This is a genomic window from Klenkia sp. AC732 (genome assembly GCF_979256525.1).
In genome coordinates this window covers 66716-82213 of sequence record NZ_CEEDOS010000022.1, presented here as the reverse complement: position 1 = coordinate 82213, position 15498 = coordinate 66716, and the positions used below count along the sequence as shown (strand labels likewise).

General features: G+C 76.3%; 18 protein-coding genes. 8 read left to right on the top strand and 10 right to left on the bottom strand.

Annotated features, from left to right (window positions below):
• Positions 1–84 precede the first annotated feature (84 nt).
• From AC0IVP_RS12500 to AC0IVP_RS12490, 3 genes are all read right to left on the bottom strand, one after another.
• Positions 85–408 (bottom strand): hypothetical protein, encoded by a 324-nt coding sequence (locus tag AC0IVP_RS12500; RefSeq protein WP_471756875.1) that lies wholly within the window; start codon positions 406–408, stop codon positions 85–87.
• Positions 409–473: 65 nt separating this feature from the next.
• On the bottom strand, positions 474–728 hold the full coding sequence (locus AC0IVP_RS12495) for a DUF202 domain-containing protein (RefSeq protein ID WP_471756873.1): 255 nt from the start codon (positions 726–728) through the stop codon (positions 474–476).
• Between the two features lie 71 nt (positions 729–799).
• Positions 800–1153, bottom strand: a complete 354-nt coding sequence (locus AC0IVP_RS12490; RefSeq protein WP_471756871.1) for a YidH family protein — start codon at positions 1151–1153, stop codon at positions 800–802.
• A gap of 151 nt (positions 1154–1304) precedes the next feature.
• Between AC0IVP_RS12490 and AC0IVP_RS12485 the strand changes: the two genes are divergently transcribed.
• Positions 1305–1700 carry a cold-shock protein gene (locus AC0IVP_RS12485; protein ID WP_056293308.1) on the top strand — a complete coding sequence of 132 codons (396 nt, stop codon included), beginning with the start codon at positions 1305–1307 and terminating at the stop codon, positions 1698–1700.
• 25 nt (positions 1701–1725) lie between these two features.
• On the opposite strand, the gene AC0IVP_RS12480 is transcribed toward AC0IVP_RS12485, so the two are convergent.
• Together AC0IVP_RS12480 and AC0IVP_RS12475 are read right to left on the bottom strand one after the other, a co-directional pair.
• Positions 1726–2241 carry a DUF2771 family protein gene (locus tag AC0IVP_RS12480; RefSeq protein ID WP_056294778.1) on the bottom strand — a complete coding sequence of 172 codons (516 nt, stop codon included), beginning with the start codon at positions 2239–2241 and terminating at the stop codon, positions 1726–1728.
• Entirely contained in the window at positions 2238–3962 is a 1725-nt protein-coding gene (locus tag AC0IVP_RS12475; protein ID WP_471756869.1) for an MFS transporter, read from the bottom strand. Before AC0IVP_RS12475 ends, AC0IVP_RS12480 begins: the two co-directional genes overlap by 4 nt.
• A gap of 81 nt (positions 3963–4043) precedes the next feature.
• Between AC0IVP_RS12475 and AC0IVP_RS12470 the strand changes: the two genes are divergently transcribed.
• The gene (locus AC0IVP_RS12470; RefSeq protein ID WP_471756867.1) at positions 4044–4862 is read left to right on the top strand and encodes a DUF3027 domain-containing protein; all 819 of its coding nucleotides are present in this window, start codon (positions 4044–4046) and stop codon (positions 4860–4862) included.
• 7 nt (positions 4863–4869) lie between these two features.
• Here the strand turns inward: AC0IVP_RS12470 and AC0IVP_RS12465 are convergent, their stop codons facing one another.
• Positions 4870–5079 carry a DUF2530 domain-containing protein gene (locus tag AC0IVP_RS12465; protein ID WP_056293301.1) on the bottom strand — a complete coding sequence of 70 codons (210 nt, stop codon included), beginning with the start codon at positions 5077–5079 and terminating at the stop codon, positions 4870–4872.
• Between the two features lie 119 nt (positions 5080–5198).
• Between AC0IVP_RS12465 and AC0IVP_RS12460 the strand changes: the two genes are divergently transcribed.
• The 5 genes from AC0IVP_RS12460 to thpR all read left to right on the top strand — a co-directional run bounded on the left by AC0IVP_RS12460 (position 5199) and on the right by thpR (position 9676).
• A complete protein-coding gene (locus AC0IVP_RS12460; protein ID WP_082556756.1) occupies positions 5199–6710 on the top strand; it encodes an NCS2 family permease in 1512 nt (503 codons plus the stop codon).
• A gap of 40 nt (positions 6711–6750) precedes the next feature.
• The gene (locus AC0IVP_RS12455) at positions 6751–7185 is read left to right on the top strand and encodes a MarR family winged helix-turn-helix transcriptional regulator (RefSeq protein ID WP_082556755.1); all 435 of its coding nucleotides are present in this window, start codon (positions 6751–6753) and stop codon (positions 7183–7185) included.
• A gap of 69 nt (positions 7186–7254) precedes the next feature.
• Positions 7255–8595: an MFS transporter gene (locus tag AC0IVP_RS12450; protein ID WP_056293299.1), complete on the top strand. Its 1341-nt coding sequence runs from the start codon at positions 7255–7257 to the stop codon at positions 8593–8595.
• A 38-nt stretch (positions 8596–8633) separates the two neighbouring features.
• Complete coding sequence (locus AC0IVP_RS12445; RefSeq protein ID WP_471756865.1) at positions 8634–9122, top strand: hypothetical protein; 489 nt, start codon at positions 8634–8636, stop codon at positions 9120–9122.
• A 17-nt stretch (positions 9123–9139) separates the two neighbouring features.
• Complete coding sequence (gene thpR, locus AC0IVP_RS12440) at positions 9140–9676, top strand: RNA 2',3'-cyclic phosphodiesterase (RefSeq protein ID WP_162245547.1); 537 nt, start codon at positions 9140–9142, stop codon at positions 9674–9676.
• On the opposite strand, the gene AC0IVP_RS12435 is transcribed toward thpR, so the two are convergent.
• Complete coding sequence (locus tag AC0IVP_RS12435; protein WP_056293293.1) at positions 9664–10632, bottom strand: aldo/keto reductase; 969 nt, start codon at positions 10630–10632, stop codon at positions 9664–9666. The two genes, thpR and AC0IVP_RS12435, sit on opposite strands and share 13 nt — an antisense overlap.
• A gap of 27 nt (positions 10633–10659) precedes the next feature.
• Here AC0IVP_RS12435 and AC0IVP_RS12430 point away from each other — a divergent pair, with 27 nt between their 5' ends.
• The gene (locus AC0IVP_RS12430; protein ID WP_471756863.1) at positions 10660–11463 is read left to right on the top strand and encodes a thioesterase family protein; all 804 of its coding nucleotides are present in this window, start codon (positions 10660–10662) and stop codon (positions 11461–11463) included.
• Positions 11464–11472: 9 nt separating this feature from the next.
• On the opposite strand, the gene AC0IVP_RS12425 is transcribed toward AC0IVP_RS12430, so the two are convergent.
• Genes AC0IVP_RS12425 through AC0IVP_RS12415 form a run of 3 tightly spaced genes read right to left on the bottom strand, consistent with a single transcriptional unit; the run spans position 11473 to position 15475 of the window.
• Entirely contained in the window at positions 11473–14121 is a 2649-nt protein-coding gene (locus AC0IVP_RS12425; protein WP_471756861.1) for a hypothetical protein, read from the bottom strand.
• Positions 14118–14777: an ABC transporter ATP-binding protein gene (locus AC0IVP_RS12420; RefSeq protein ID WP_471756859.1), complete on the bottom strand. Its 660-nt coding sequence runs from the start codon at positions 14775–14777 to the stop codon at positions 14118–14120. Before AC0IVP_RS12420 ends, AC0IVP_RS12425 begins: the two co-directional genes overlap by 4 nt.
• Positions 14774–15475, bottom strand: a complete 702-nt coding sequence (locus AC0IVP_RS12415) for an ABC transporter ATP-binding protein (RefSeq protein WP_471756857.1) — start codon at positions 15473–15475, stop codon at positions 14774–14776. The genes AC0IVP_RS12420 and AC0IVP_RS12415 overlap by 4 nt, the downstream gene beginning before the upstream one ends.
• Between the last annotated feature and the right edge of the window lie 23 nt (positions 15476–15498).

Below are 15498 nucleotides of genomic sequence, written 5' to 3'. Positions count from 1 at the left end.
ACCCGGAGGTCCCTCCTCACATCAAGATCAGCCTCGAACAGAGACCGTGCACCAACCTGTCCGGGCAGTACACCTAGGCCGCTCTCAGGCCTTCGACGTGGTCCGGGGTGCCAGGCGGGTGATGGCCTTGGACAGCAGGCTGCCCACCAGCACCCAGACGATCGCGGCGATCAGCGCGTTGACCGTCTCGGCGATCTTCGGGTCCTCCGGGGCGAAGAGGCCGACGGTGAACGCGCCCAGGTCGTTGCGCACGCCGGCGGTGAACTCCACCAGCGGGTTGGCCGGGTTCGCCTCGAAGAGCACGAAGACCGCGTACAGCACGATCAGCCCGCCGACCACGGAGGACACCAGGCGCACCGCGGCGGCGAGGGTGGTGACGACGCGGGATGCTGCGTTGCGGGCGGCCATGCCGGAGATGGTCGCACCTCGGTGACCCACGTCGCTACCCGCCGGTAACTTGCCGGCGGCCCCGGTCAGCGGACCAGGAGCCCGGTCGCCAGGCCCGCGCAGGCGGTGAGGACGACGACCGCGGTGACCGCCCGGGCCGCGGTGCGGGCACTGCCGGGGCCGCCCTGCTCTGCCGCCGCCCGGGCCGAGCCGGCCCGTCGCGGGGCCAGCACGCCCAGGACCGCCAGCCCCAGCAGGGCGACGGCGGCGGTCGGCACCACGGCGAGCGGTTCCCGGGCCACCGCGGCCGCCCGGGCCAGCAGGCCGGCGACGAGCAGCACGCCGAGCCCGGTGCGTTGCCAGGCCAGCGCCGTGCGCGCCGGCTGGGTCTCCCCGGCCCCACGGGCGGTGCTCAGCGCAGCGCCTCCACCACGACCAGGACCAGCACCACCGCGACCAGGACGGCCAGCCCGGCGGTGACCCGGCGGCCCAGCGGGCTGACCGGGAGCGGCAGGTCCGCGGCGATCGCCGCCTCGTTGCGCGACCACCGGCGGTAGCCGGCCAGCGCGGTCAGCAGCCCGCCCAGCAGCAGCCCGACCGACACCGCGACGCTCCCTCCGGGGATCCCCAGCTCGGGCACGAACTGGGCCACGGCGATGCCGCCGGCGACCATCGCCAGCGCCGTCCGCAACCAGGCCAGCAGGGTCCGCTCGTTGGCCAGGCTGAACCGGTAGTCCGGGTGCGGGGCGGGGTCCGGCGGGGGCACGGCGCCAGGGTAGGTGCGCCCTCCGCGAACTCGGGAGCCGTCGGGGGCCGGGCGCACTAGCCTGGTGGGTCCGGTGGGCCGAGCAGAGGCCCGCCGTCGTGCCCCGGCCACCGTCGGCCGGGGCGACCCCAGAGCAGAGCGAGGGACCGTCGTGCCCAGCGGCAAGGTGAAGTGGTTCAACCCGGAGAAGGGCTTCGGCTTCCTCTCCCAGGAGGACGGCCCGGACGTGTTCGTCCACCGGGACTCCCTCCCGGCGGGCACCACGGAGCTGACCCCCGGGCAGCGCGTGGAGTACGGGATCGTCCAGGGCCGCCGGGGGGACCAGGCGCTGCAGGTGCAGGTGCTCGACCCGCTGCCCTCGGCGGCGGCCGCCACCCGCACGGCGACCCGCAAGAAGCCCGAGGAGCTGGTCCCGATCATCGAGGACCTGATCACCCTGCTGGACTCCGTCGGCGAGGGCCTGCGGCACGGTCGCTACCCCGACCGGGAGTACGCCACCAAGGTCTCCTCGGTGCTGCGCGCGGTCGCCACCGACCTGGCGGGCTGAGCCCGCACGGACGACCCCGGTCGGCTCAGCCGGTCGGGGTCGGGGTGCTGCCGTCGGTCGGTGCGGTCTCCCCGGAGCGCACGAAGCCGACCGGCCACGCGCCGGACAACCCGTTGCAGTCGCCGTCGTCGGAGTCCTCGACCACGACCAGGTAGAAGGCCGCCGGGGCGACGTCGGAGCTGTTGATGCCGGTGAAGGTGCCGGTGCCGGAGTCCACGTCGACCTCGCCGATGAGCTCGTCGAGCTGGTCGTCGAAGACCTGCACGCTCCACCCCTGCTCGGCGACGTCGCCGGCCACGGTGAGCCCGATCGTGCTGTCGGGGGAGACCTCGATGATCGGCGGCGTGCTGGTGTAGCGCTGGCCGTCGCCGTCCAGGCAGTACTGGGTGGGGGAGACCCGGACGTCCTGGCCGCCGGTCTGCACCCGCAGCGTGGGGGCGGTGTCCGAGCTGCCCGATGCGCCGCTGGCGCCGCCGGCGTTGCAGCCGGCCAGCAGGGCCGCCGCGCCCAGCACGGCTCCTGCGGTGCGTACCCGGCTCATGCCCACCCCTGCTCCTGCTGCTGTGCCCGGTCGGTCCGGTCGGTCCGCCCGCCGCGGCGGCCCCGGCGGAGCAGGCCACGGCCCCCGGGGGCACGGTCCACCCGGGGGGCGGGCGCGTTCGGGCGGCCGCCCCAGAGAACCAGGCCGACCGCCAGCGTCAGCAGGGAGGCGGCCACGGTGAACCCCAGCCAGCCGATCGTGGGCAGCCCGATCCCCAGCGCGCCGCCGAAGACCCAGGTCAGCTGCAGCAGCGTCTCCGAGCGCGCGAACGCCGAGGCGCGCAGCTCCTCCCGCACCTCGCGCTGGATGATCGCGTCGAGGGCGACCTTGCCCAGCGCGTTCGCGATCGCGGACACCCCGGCGACGACGGCGGCCATCGCGAAGCTGTAGAACACCGCTGCCGCGACCGTGATGACCGCGGCCGACCCGGCGGCGGCGAGCACCAGCCTGTCCGGGCTGACCGCGTGCAGCCGGGAGCCGATCCCGGTGCCCACGACGCTGCCCACCCCGGCGGCCGCGGCGATCACGCCCAGCGACAGCGTCGCGTCCCAGGCGTCGGCGACGGTGGCCTGCACCAGGAACGCCGAGAAGATGGTGAGGAAGCCGGCCAGCCCGCGCAGTGCGGCCGTGGCCCGCAGCGCCGTCACCACGTGCGGGCCCAGGGCGCGCCTGGAGCGCCGTCCCTGGGCGTCGATCCCGTCGGTGAGGACGTCGGCCGGCAGCCCGGGCAACGGGGCGTCCACGTGTCCGGGCAGCCGGACGGCGAGCAGCCCGGACAGCACGAACACCGCAGCGGTGGCGTAGAGCAGCCAGTCGAACCCGGCGAACCGGGCGATCCCGGCGCCGATGCCACCGAGGACCCCGGCGGTGAGCAGGCCGAAGACCGACAGTCGGGCGTTGGCCGAGGTCAGCGACATCTGCGCCGGCAGCACCCGGGGGACGACGGCCGCGCGCAGCACGTTGAGCGCCTTGGACAGCACCAGCACGCCCAGCGCCGCCGGGTAGAGCGCGAGGTCGTCGTAGTGCGCTGCCATCACGACCGCCAGCACCGCGCGCCCGACCAGGGACCCGGCCAGCGCCCACCGGCGGCCGCGCTGCAGCCGGTCCAGCAGCGGCCCGATCACCGGCGCGACGACGGCGAAGGGCGCCATGGTGACCAGCAGGTAGAGCGCCACGTTGCCGCGCTGGGCGTCGGTGGAGGCGGCGAAGAAGAGGGTGCCGGCCAGCGAGACGGCGATCATCGCGTCCCCGGCCATGTGCAGGGCGTTGACCCACAGCAGCCCGGCCAGGCCGCTCTCCCCGGCTCCGTCGGCGCGGCTGGCGGCGTTCACCCGGCGGACCGCGGCGCCGGTGAGCTGGCGGGTGCGGTGCGCGGCGACCCGGGTGACGGTGAGCTTGGCCGGGCGGGCGCCGAGGCCGCGCACCGGTTCGGCGGGCGCCCCGGAGGGCGCCGCGGCGGGTGGCAGGACGGTGGTCGGCTGCGCGGGCTCGCGCGCGGCGGCGGGCACCGGCCGCCAGGTCTCGACCCGCGGGGAGGTGTCGCCGAGCGGGGCGACGACGGTGGGGGAGTCGTCCCCGGGCGGGGTGGTCGCTGCCGTCGGCAGCGGTCGGGTGTGCACCCGGGCGACCTGCAGCGGGCTCGTCGCAGCGCCTGCCGTGGACCCGGCGTCCCCGCGCCGTCCCCAGCGCCGCCGCGCACGGGGGGCGGGGTCGGCGGACACGGCGTCCATGGTGCCCCACCGTGGCGGTGCGACCGGTCACCCCGCGGGCGCTCCGGGCCCCCCGTGGGGGACGATGGTCACGTGTCCGACGCCGTGCCCGCCCCCGAACCCGACGCCCGCCCCGTCTCCGGGGAGTCGCTGGACGTGCTGACCGCCGCCGTGGAGACCGCCCGGGCCGCCGCCGTGGAGACCGCCGGTGCCGCTGCCGAGGTCGGCGCGCACCAGGGCACCCACCGCGAGCAGGTCACCGACCCCGGGGCGCTCGGTGAGGTGCTGACCCACTCCTTCGAGGCCGAGCTGCCCGGCTACGTCGGCTGGCACTGGGCCGTCACGCTGGCCCACGTCCCCGGCGACGCCGAGGTCACCGTCGACGAGGTCGTCCTGCTCCCGGGCGACGACGCGCTGCTGGCCCCGGCCTGGGTGCCGTGGCACGAGCGGCTGCGCCCGGGCGACCTGTCGGTCGGCGACGTGCTGCCCTCCACCGAGGACGACGTCCGCCTCGTCCCCTCCTACCTCGCCGACGACGACGCCGCGGACGACCCGGCCGGTCGCGTGGTCGCCGAGGAGATCGGCCTGGGCCGCGAGCGGGTGCTCTCCGTCGAGGGCCGCACGTCCGCGCTGGCCCGCTGGGCCGACGGCGACTTCGGGCCCCGCTCGGCGATGGCCCGGCACGCGCCGGGTCCGTGCGGCACCTGCGGGTTCTGGATGCCGCTGGCGGGCTCGCTGCGCTCCGAGCTCGGCGTCTGCGCCAACGCCTACGCCCCCGCCGACGGGCACGTCGTCACCGTCGACCACGGGTGCGGTGCGCACAGCCAGGCCTCCCTCGAGGTGCAGGACGGCCCGCCGGCCGAGGTGGTCACCTCCGCCCGCTACGACACCTCGGTGTACGACTCCATCTAGGCGTCGCTCAGCGCTGGTGCTGCCAGCGCATGATGCCCAGGCCGGCGACGGCGAGCACCACGCCGCAGACGCAGGTCCAGGTCCACACCCGGTCCAGCCGGTCGCCCAGCAGCAGCACGACGACCAGGGCCACCGCCCACAGGACCCCGCCGACCTGGACGACGCGGGCGGTGTCCACCCGCAGCGGGGGCGGTGAGGGGCGGGTCGGCGCGGGCACACCGGAGACTCTAGGAGGACCCGGGGGGCGCGGCGTGTGGCACGCTGTCGCCGCTCGCCGCTCGTCGTCCGACGTGCCGGGTCGCGGTCAGCGTCCGGCGCCGCATCCGGGGGTCCACCTTGCCCGACACGTCCCGTCCCACCCCGCGCGAGACCGAGGACGCCGTCGAGGTGCCCCGCCCGGCGGGCAGCACCCGGCGCAGCCCCGGCCCGAGGGTCAAGCCGAAGAACGGCCTGGACCGGTACTTCTCCATCACCGAGCGCCGGTCGACCGTGGCCCGCGAGCTGCGTGGCGGGCTGGTCACCTTCTTCACGATGGCCTACATCGTGGTGCTCAACCCGATCATCCTGTCCGGCGTCGACGTCGACGGGAACAGCCTGCCCTTCGCCTCGGTGGCCGCCGTCACCGCGCTGGTGGCCGGGGTGCTGACCATCCTGATGGGCGTCGTGGGGCGGTACCCGTTCGCGCTGGCCGCGGGCCTGGGCATCAACGCGATCGTCGCGGTCTACGCCGCCACCCAGCTGAGCTGGCCCGAGGTGATGGGCCTGGTCGTGCTGGAGGGCCTGCTGATCACCGTGCTGGTGCTCACCGGGTTCCGGCGCGCGGTCTTCGAGGCGATCCCCGGTCAGCTGAAGACCGCGATCGCCGTGGGCATCGGGTTCTTCCTGACCATCATCGGTCTGGTGGACGCCGGCTTCGTCCGGCGGGCGCAGTCGGGCAGCGTGCCGCTGTCCTTCGGCATCGACGGGTCACTGGCCGGGTGGCCGCTGCTGACCTTCGTCGTCGGTCTGGCCCTGACCAGCGTGCTCGTCGTCCGCAGGGTGCGCGGCGGGCTGCTCATCGGCATCGTCGTGACGACGGTCTTCGCGATCGTCGTCGAGGCGATCGCGCAGGTGGGCGGGAGCAACGGTGGCACCAACCCGCGGGGCTGGGCGCTGCAGGTGCCCGCGCTGCCCGAGGACGTCGTGGCGCTGCCGGACTTCTCGATCATCGGGCACGTCTCGCTCATCGGCGGGTTCTCCCGCATCGGCGTCGTGGCCGCCCTGCTCATCGTCTTCGCGATCATGATCGCGGACTTCTTCGACACCGTCGGCACGGTCACCGCCGTCGGGGCCGAGGGCGAGATGCTCGACGAGGACCGCAACCTGCCCCGGTCCCAGCCGGTGCTGCTGGTGGACTCCCTGGCCGCCGCGGCCGGCGGCGCGGCGAGCGTCTCCTCCAACACGACCTACGTGGAGAGCACCGCGGGGGTCGCCGACGGCGCCCGCACGGGGCTGGCCAGCGTGGCCACGGGCGTGCTGTTCCTGGTCGCGGTGTTCTTCACCCCGCTGGTCCAGGTGGTGCCCTCGGAGGCCGCCGCCCCCGTGCTGGTCATCGTGGGCGCGCTGCTGATCAGCCAGATCCGGGACCTGGAGTGGGGCGACATGTCCCTGGTCATCCCGGCGTTCCTCACGATCACCCTGATGCCGTTCACGTACTCGATCACCAACGGCATCGGCGCAGGCGTGCTCAGCTACGTGCTGCTGCGGGTGGCCACCGGGCGGCGCCGCGACGTGCACCTGCTGATGTGGGTCGTCGCCGCGTTGTTCCTGGTCTACTTCGCGCTGGAGCCGCTCCAGCAGCTCTTCTGACCTGCTTTCCTTACCTCCTCTAAGTAGATAGGTTGTGCCCGTGGCTCGGACGACGCTGGACACCGCAGCGCTGGCCCACGACCTGCGGCTGGCGGTCATGCGGTTCTCCCGCCGGCTGCGGAACCAGCGGGTGGACACCTCGGTGACGCTGACCCACCTGGCGGCGCTGTCCACCCTCAAGCGGCACGGTGCGATGAGCCCGGGTGAGCTGGCCGGCCACGAGCGGGTGCAGCCCCCGTCGATGACCCGGGTCGTCGTCGCGCTCGAGGGCAAGGGACTGGTCACCCGCACGCCGCACCCCACCGACGGCCGGCAGGTCGTCATCGACCTCACCCCCGCGGCCGAGGCCCTGCTGACCGAGGAGGCCCGGGCTCGGGAGGCGTGGCTGTCCGGCCGGCTCCACGAGCTCTCGCCCGAGGACCGGGCCACCCTGCGGGAGGCCGCCCGGATCATGGACGACCTCGCCAGCGGGTGAGCCCAGGAGGAGACCCCCACGTCTGACACCGACAGCGCCCGCCCGGCCGGTGCGTTCCGCGCCCTCCGGGTGCACAACTTCCGGCTCTTCGTCTCGGCCAACCTGGTCTCGCTGACCGGGACCTGGATGCAGCGCATCGGGCAGGACTGGCTGGTGCTGCAGCTCTCGGGCGGCAGCGGGGTCGCGCTGGGCGCGATCACCGCGCTGCAGTTCGGGCCGACCCTGGTGTTCAGCTTCTACGGCGGGGTGCTCGCCGACCGGTACGACAAGCGCCGGATGCTGCTGGCCACCCAGGCGGTGATGGGCGTGCTGGCCCTGGGCCTGGCGGTCCTGGTGGCCACCGGTGGCATCGCGCTGTGGCACGTCTTCGCCCTGGCCCTGGGGCTCGGGGTGGTCAGCGCGCTGGACACCCCGGCCCGGCAGGCGTTCGTCTCGGAGATGGTGGGCCCGGCGAACCTGGCCAACGCGGTGAGCCTGAACTCCACGGTGTTCAACGGCGCCCGGCTGATCGGGCCGGCGGCCGCCGGCGGGCTGATCGCCGTCTCCGGCGGGGACACCGCACCGGCGTTCTTCGTCAACGCGGCCAGCTTCGCGGCCACCATCGTCGCGCTGTCGCTGATGCGCGACGCCGAGCTGCAGCACAGCCCGCCCGTCGCCCGGTCCCGCGGCCAGCTCCGGGAGGCCCTGGCCTACACCCGGGCGCACCCGGACCTGCAGCTGGCGATGCTGCTGGCCTTCGTCGTCGGCACGTTCGGGTTCAACAGCCAGATCACCATCGCGCTGATGGCCCGCGAGGTGTTCGGCCTGGGCGCCGGGGCGTTCGGGCTGCTGTCGACGATGTACGCCGTCGGCTCGCTGAGCGGGGCGCTGCTGTCCACCCGGCGCAGCCGCCGCCCGCTGCAGCGCTTCCTGCTGCTGGCCGCGATCGCCTTCGGGGTGCTGCTGGTGGTCGCCGGGCTGATGCCCACCTACTGGTCGTTCGCGCTGCTGCTGGTGCCCACCGGTGCGGCCGCGCTGGTGTTCAGCGTGGCCTGCAACTCCTTCGTCCAGCTCGGCGTCGAACCGCAGTTCCGCGGCCGGATCCTGGCCCTGTACTTCATGTGCTTCATGGGCGGGACGCCGATCGGTGCGCCGGCCATCGGCTGGGTCTCCGAGCACCTGGGCGCCCCGTGGGGGCTGATCTCCGGGGGCGTGGTCGTCGTGGTGGCCGCGGTGGTCGCCGGGGCGGTGCTGTCCCGTGGCCGCCACGTCCGGCTCGAGGCGCACGTCGCACCGCCCAGCGTGCACCTGCACGTCGACCCGCTGCCGGCCGCCCCGGCGCAGGCCGTCGCGGCCCGCCCGGCTGTCGCCGGCGTGGTCTCCGAGGCCGATGCGGAGGCGCCGGGCGAGCAGGTCGGACGGTCCCGGTGACGCTTGTGGCCCCCGTCACCGGGGCCTACCGTCGGCGCGTGCCCCCGCTCGCCGACGTGGTCCGCTCCTGGCCCGTGCAGCTGGGCCTCGTCGTCGCCATGGTGCTGGTCGGCGCGGCCCTGATGGACCTCGCGCTGCGCGCCTTCACCGGTCAGCTGCGCCGGCCCGTGCTGCGTCCTCCCGTGCTGCGGCTGCGGGCGCCCCGGCGGCGGCCGACCCGGGCCCGGGCCGCCGTCGGGACCGCCGTCCCCGAGCCGCGGCGCCGTCCCCTGCAGGCGGTCGCGCTGGACCTGCGGCGGCTCGGCCGGGAGATCGCCCTGGTCTCCGCCGGCACCCCGGCCGCGCACCGGGCCGGCCTGCAGGCCGCCTACGACGACGTGCTCGTCGAGGCCGCCGCCGCCCTGGAGGTCGGCCACCGGCTGCGCGGGTGCGCGCCGGGCGAGGAGCGCGAGCTGGAGCGGCTGCGCCTGGTCACCGCCCTCGTCGACGCCGGCCTCGTCCTCAGCCCCCCGGGAGCGCGCGGCTGAGCACCGGCAAGCTCTTCGTGGCGGTCAGCCCGCCGCCCCCCGTCGTCACCGCGCTGCGCGCCGCGGTGGACGACGTCCGCGACCTGCCCGGGGCGCCGCGCTGGACCGCGCCGGAGAGCTGGCACGTCACGCTGGCCTTCCTCGGCGACGTCCCGGGGTCCCGGCTGGCCGGGCTGCTGTCCGCGCTGGGCCCGGTGGTGGCCGGTGCGCCGCCGGTGACGGTGCAGCTGACCGGTGCCGGCCGGTTCGGGCGCCGTCGGCCGCGGGTGCTGTGGGCCGGGGTGGGCGGCGACGTCGATGGGCTCTCGGTCGTCGCCGACCGGCTGGCCGCGGCCGCCCGGCACGCCGGGGTGCCGGTGGACGAGCGCCCCTACGCCCCGCACCTGACGCTGGGCCGCTGGGCAGGGACCGGCGAGGCCGACCCGCAGCTGGTCGACCGCCTGGGCGGTGACCACGGGCCGGCCTGGCCGGTGACCGAGGTGGTGCTCTGGCGCTCCCCGCCGGGCCGTCCCCACGAGCGCGTCACCGGCTGGCCCTCAGCTCACCAGGCGTAGTCCTCCGGGGCCGTCCGGTGGCCCGGGAACACCTCGTCGAGCGCGGCGAGCTGGGAGTCGTCCAGGGTGATCTCGACGGCGGACAGCGAGGACTCGAACTGCTCCATCGTCCGCGGCCCGATGATCGGCGCGGTCACCGCCGGCCGGCTGAGCAGCCAGGCGATGCCGACGTCGGCGGGGGACAGGCCCCACTCGCCGCACAGGTCCTCGTAGCGCTGCAGCTGCGGGCGGACCTCCTCGATGCGGGCCTGGTTGCGCTCGCTGGTCCGGCGGTTGCCCTCCTGCTTGGCCAGGACACCGGCGAGCAGACCGCCCTGCAGCGGGCTCCACGGGATGATCCCGATGCCGTAGTGCTCGGCGGCCGGGACCACCTCGCGCTCGATGTCGCGGACCAGCAGGTTGTAGATCGACTGCTCGCTGACCAGGCCGGTGAAGTGCCGGTTGCGGGCGGCCTCCTGGGCGGCGGCGAGCTGCCAGCCGGCGTGGTTGGAGGACCCGACGTAGAGCACCTTGCCCTGCGCGACGAGGGTCTCGCAGGCCTGCCAGATCTCCTCCCACGGCGTCCTCAGGTCCACGTGGTGGAACTGGTAGAGGTCGATCCAGTCGGTCTGCATGCGCCGCAGGGACGCGTCGCAGGCCCGGACGAGGTTGCGGGCGGACAGGAACGTGTCGTTGGGCCAGTCGGTCATCGAGCCGTAGACCTTGGTGGCCAGCACGGTCTTCTCCCGGCGCTGCCCGCCCTGGGCGAACCAGGTGCCCAGGATCTCCTCGGTGCGGCCCTTGCCGGCGGCGAAGCCGTAGACGTTGGCGGTGTCGAAGAAGTTGACGCCCTCCGCGTGGGCGCGGTCCATGATCGCGTGCGAGTCGTCCTCGGGGGTCTCGGGTCCGAAGTTCATCGTCCCCAGGCAGAGCCGGGAGACCGAGAGACCACTGCGGCCCAGGTGTGTCTGATCCATGACGACCAGCCTGGCACCCTGTGGCCCGTGTCGCAGAGCTTCGAGACCGCCACCGCGCTGACCCCCGCCGAGGGCGGCTTCACCGCCACGCTGGACGCCGGCTGGGACGTCGGGGGCGGGGTGCTCAACGGCGGCTACCTGCTCTCCGTCGTCGCCCGGGCTGCCGTCGAGTCCTCCCCGCACGAGCACCCGGTCGCGCTGTCGGCCAGCTACCTGCGGGCCGCTGCGGCCGGTCCGGCGCAGCTGTCGGTCACCCCGGGACCCGGCGGCAGGACGCTGCAGCACGCCACCGTCGTGCTGTCCGACGCCGGTGGCCCGGCCGTCTCGGTCCAGGCGACGACGGCGACGCTCGTGCCCGGCGACTCGTCGTACTCGGTGCCACCGCCCGCGGCGACCCCGGTCGAGGACTGCTCCTCCATCGCCGAGCACGCCCACCTGGCACCGCCCGGTGTCCAGGTGCCCGGGCTCTCGCAGCGGGTGGAGACCCGGCTGGACCCGGTGACGGCCGGGTGGGCGCTGGGGGAGCCGTCCGGGGAGCCGGTCATCCGCGCGTGGCTGCGCTTCGCCGACGGCCGCGAGCCCGACCCGCTGGGCCTGGTCGCGTTCGCCGACGCCCTGCCGCCCACCTCCTGGGCGACCGGCCGCTTCGGCTGGGCTCCCACGGTGCAGCTGCAGGTGCTGGTCCGCGCGCTGCCCGCGCCGGGCTGGTGCCTGGTCGAGGCCCGGGCCAGCGAGATCGCCGGCGGCTGGCTGGACGAGGACTACCGGATCTGGGACTCCACCGGCCGGCTGGTCGCCCAGTCCCGGCAGCTGGCCCGGGCCCCCCGCTAGACATCACAGCTAGGCGTCCTCGCGCAGGACGGTGGCGGGGTCGGCGCGGTCGGCGGCACGCTGGGCGTAGAGCGCGGCCAGCACCGCCGCGGCCGGCGTGAGGACGACGGTCGCGGCCAGCGCCGTCCACGGCACGTCCAGCAGCGGGGTGGGCGGCCGCAGCAGGTCGACGTCGAGCCGGCGGTACACCAGCGCCACGGCGCCGGCGGCCAGGACCCCGCCCACCACGGTGCCGGCCACGGCGACCCCGCCCAGCTCGACGACCAGCGAGGCCAGGTGCGTCCGCCGGGTGAGCCCGAGCCGGCGGGCCATCACGTAGCCCGACACGCGCACCCGGCTGCGGGCCTGCAGGTACAGCAGCAGCCCGCCCAGGGCGATGACGCCGACGAAGACGGCCAGTGCGGACAGGTAGCCGAACGTCCAGGTGATGCCCAGGAAGTCGGCCGTGGTCTGCACGTCGGCCGGCACGATCGTGCGGTTGCGCTGGCTGCCGGCGGCGGTGAGGGCCTCCTGCGCGGCGGCGGTCTCACCGTCGGTCCACAGCTCGGCGGTGCGGTCGGCCCCGGCGGTGCGGTCGACCTCGGGCAGCCGGTCGGCGTCCACGAGTACCACGGGGGCCGCGGTGCGCCGTCCGGGCAGCACGTCGGCGGTGCCGACCACCTGGGCGGGCACGGGCAGGCTGCCCAGTCGCAGGTCCGCGGGGCCGGCGGGCAGCCCGGCGGCGACCACGGGGAGCCGCCCGTCCACGTCGGGGCCCTCCAGCCGGGCCAGCAGGTCGGGCAGCGGCTCGTCGGCGAAGGAGTCCACCCAGGCGGCGGTGCCGGCGAGGTCGTCGGGGTCGACGGCGAGCACCTGGACGTCGGTGCGCCCGCCCTCGGGGTCGGTGACGCTCGCGCTGCCGTACCGCACGACGTACGCGCCGGCGGCGGTGACGGCCGGGGTGGGGTCGAACCGCGAGACGCTGAGCACCGCGGCGCCGGCGCCGATCTGGACGCCGACCTTCGCCTCCAGCGTGGCCCGCGAGCCGGCGGTCAGGGTCGCTGTGTACCCCAGCACGGCCACCGGCAGCGTGACGGCGACCAGCAGGGTCGCGGTGGCCGCGCGGGCGGCGGCCAGCCGGTTGACCGCCAGGAAGACCGTGGGGCGCCGGCGTGCGGCCCACCGCCTCAGCCGGGGGAGCAGGGCGGTGAGCAGCCGGGCCGTCAGCACGGCCGCGCCGGCGACGCCCAGCAGCGGGAACGCCACGAGCAGTCCGTCGACCTGGGCGACGCCGCGCTCGCTGACGACGGCGTCCCGGCCCTGCAGGAGCGCCCAGCACCAGCCCGCGGCCAGCAGCAGGCCCACCTCCCAGGGCACCCGGGCGGGCCGGTGGGGGGCGCTGCCCGGGGCCCGCTCCGCGGTGCCGCGGGCCCGCAGCCCGGCGACGGCGGCGGCCGCGGCGAGCCCGGCGACGAACGCCGCGGCCCCGGCCCCGAGCGCGGCGGTGGTGGCGGCGGGGTCGAGGTCGTCCGCGGGGCCGAGTGCGGCGACGAGCAGCCGGGCGGCGCCCCAGCCCAGCGCGGCACCGGCGAGCGCGGGCAGCCCCAGCTCGAGCGCGGCCTTGCCGGCCAGCGGTACCGGGCCGACCCCGCGCGCGGCCAGCAGCCGCACCTCGGTGGCCCGCCGGTCGGCCCAGGAGCTGCCCGCGGCGGCGACCAGGACCAGGGCGAGCAGCGCCCCCGCGACGGCGACCGGGACGACCGGCCCGCGGAGCCCGGACTCGACGAGCTCGGCCCGGGCGACCGCCTCGGCCAGCCGGGTGCCGGGGACGGCCAGGTCGGCCGGGGCACCGGTCGCTGCCAGGGCGGCGGCCTGGGCGCGGGCCTGGTCCCGGAGCAGGGCGGTGGCGTCGCTGACCGTGGTGTCGGCTGCGTCGACCGGCACCTGGCGGAGCAGCTCCGTGGCCGCGGTCCCGGGGGAGACGGCGTCCACCACGGCGGCGTCGGAGGCCAGGAGCAGGGCCGGCGGCGGGGTGTCCGCGCTGGCGTCGTTGGCGAACAGCGGGCGGTAGTCGCACCAGGTGGGGCCCGGGTCGTAGGCGAAGAGGTCGGTGTAGACGCCGACGACCGGCACGGTCGCGCCCCCCAGCCCGAGCGTGTCGCCCGGTGCGAGGCCGGCCGGCTCGGCCCAGCTGGCCGGGACGGCCACCCCTGCCGTCCCGGTCGCCGGGCCCTGCTCCCAGCGGACGTGGTCCAGGGCCCCGGTGCGGAAGAGGACCCGGGCCGGCAGCGACGTCCTCCCCCCGCCGGGGGTGGTGACCGGTCCCGGGGCCGTGATCGCGACGGCGACGGCCGCGTCCGCGCCCACGTCCGCCCAGCCGTCGGCCAGCGCCCGGTCGGTGCCGGCGCCGACCGGCTCGACACCGGTCGGGTCGCCGTTCTGGTCCAGCAGCCGGACGACGACGCCGGTCTGGCCCCAACCGGCCTCCGCGCAGCCGGCCGCCAGCTGCTGCTGCAGGGCCGCCGACCTCGCGGAGGACAGGAAGAGCGGCCACGAGGCGAGCGCGCACGCCAGCACGGCCGTCGTCACCAGCACGGCGAGGACGGCGGCCGGCTGCCGCAGCCCCAGCAGCGGCGCCCGGGTCCACGGGGCCAGCCGCCACAGCGCCGGTCGGCTCACGAGGGCAGCCCGCCGGTGAGGCGCCCGTCGCGCAGCGTCAGCACCCGGTCGGCGCGCGCCCACGCGGTCTCGTCGTGGGTCGCCAGCAGCACCGCTGAGCCCTCCCGGGCGGCGGCCTCGACGGCGTCCAGGAGCTGGTCGGCGTGCCCGCGGTCCTGGTGCGCGGTCGGCTCGTCGGCCAGCAGCACGGCGGGCCGGAGCAGCAGGGCCCGGGCGACGGCGGCCCGCTGCTGCTCGCCCAGCGAGCTCTGCTGCGGGTAGCGCCCGGCCAGGTGGGCCAGGCCGAAGTCGGCGAGCAGCAGCCCGGCCCGCGCGGTCTCGTCCTGGCCGCGCAACCGCGCGGGCAGCAGCACGTTGTCGGCGATGCTCAGGTCGGCGACGAGCCCGAGGGCCTGGGGCACGAGGGCCAGCTCGGGCCACCCCAGGTCGGCGGGACGGCGGCCGGCGAGCGGACCGCCCAGGGTCAGGCTGCCCTCGTCGGGGGTCTCCCATCCGCACAGCAGCGCCAGCAGGGTGGACTTCCCCGACCCCGACGGGCCGACCAGGGCGACGAGCTCCCCGGCGGCGACGGTGAGGTCCACCCCGGCCAGCGCGGTCACCGTCTCGACGCCGCGGTGGAACCGCTTGGTCAGCCCGCGGGCGGCGAACCCGCTCACACCAGCCGCCCGTGGTCCAGGGCCAGCACCCCGTCGGCCACCGCCCGCACCCGCGGGTCGTGGCTGGAGACGACGAAGCCCACCCCACCCGCGGCCAGGTCGGTCATCGCGGCCAGCACCCGCTCGGCCGCCGCGGTGTCCAGCTCCGCGGTCGGCTCGTCGGCGACGACGAGGGCGGGGGAGCCCACCACCCCGCAGGCGACGGCGAGGCGCTGCTGCTCCCCACCCGACAGCCGGCCCGGGGTGTGGTCTGCCCGGTCGGCCAGCCCCAGCCGGTCCAGCAGCGCGAGCACCTCCTCGTCGGTGGTCGCGGTGCCGCGCAGCCGGGCCGCCAGCCGGACCTGGCCGACCGCGTCCAGGTAGGGGAGCAGGTTCTCCCCGGGGCGCTGGAAGAGGTAGGACACCTGCTGGCGACGCAGCAGCCGGCGGCCGCGGGCGCCCCGGTCGTCGACCCGACGTCCGCCGACCTCGACGTGCCCGGAGTCGGGGGTGTCCAGGCAGGCCAGCAGGCGCAGCAGGGTGGACTTGCCCGACCCGGACGGCCCGACGACGACGGTCACCCGGCCCCGGGGGAGGGACACCGAGACCCCGTCCAGCGCGGTGATCGACCCGGTCGCCGTGTGGTGGGTCTTGACCACCTCGTGGCAGCTCGCGGCCGCCCCGGGGCGCCCAGGGCCGGCCGCGGGTGCCTCGTCCATCGTCGGCAGCCTAGGGCCGCCCG

Coding starts and splice junctions, on each gene's coding strand:
- AC0IVP_RS12500 (WP_471756875.1), bottom strand. CDS start 408: ATGGCCGCCCGCAACGCAGCATCCCGCGTCGTCACCACCCTCGCCGCC.
- AC0IVP_RS12480 (WP_056294778.1), bottom strand. CDS start 2,241: ATGAGCCGGGTACGCACCGCAGGAGCCGTGCTGGGCGCGGCGGCCCTG.
- AC0IVP_RS12435 (WP_056293293.1), bottom strand. CDS start 10,632: ATGGATCAGACACACCTGGGCCGCAGTGGTCTCTCGGTCTCCCGGCTC.
- AC0IVP_RS12415 (WP_471756857.1), bottom strand. CDS start 15,475: ATGGACGAGGCACCCGCGGCCGGCCCTGGGCGCCCCGGGGCGGCCGCG.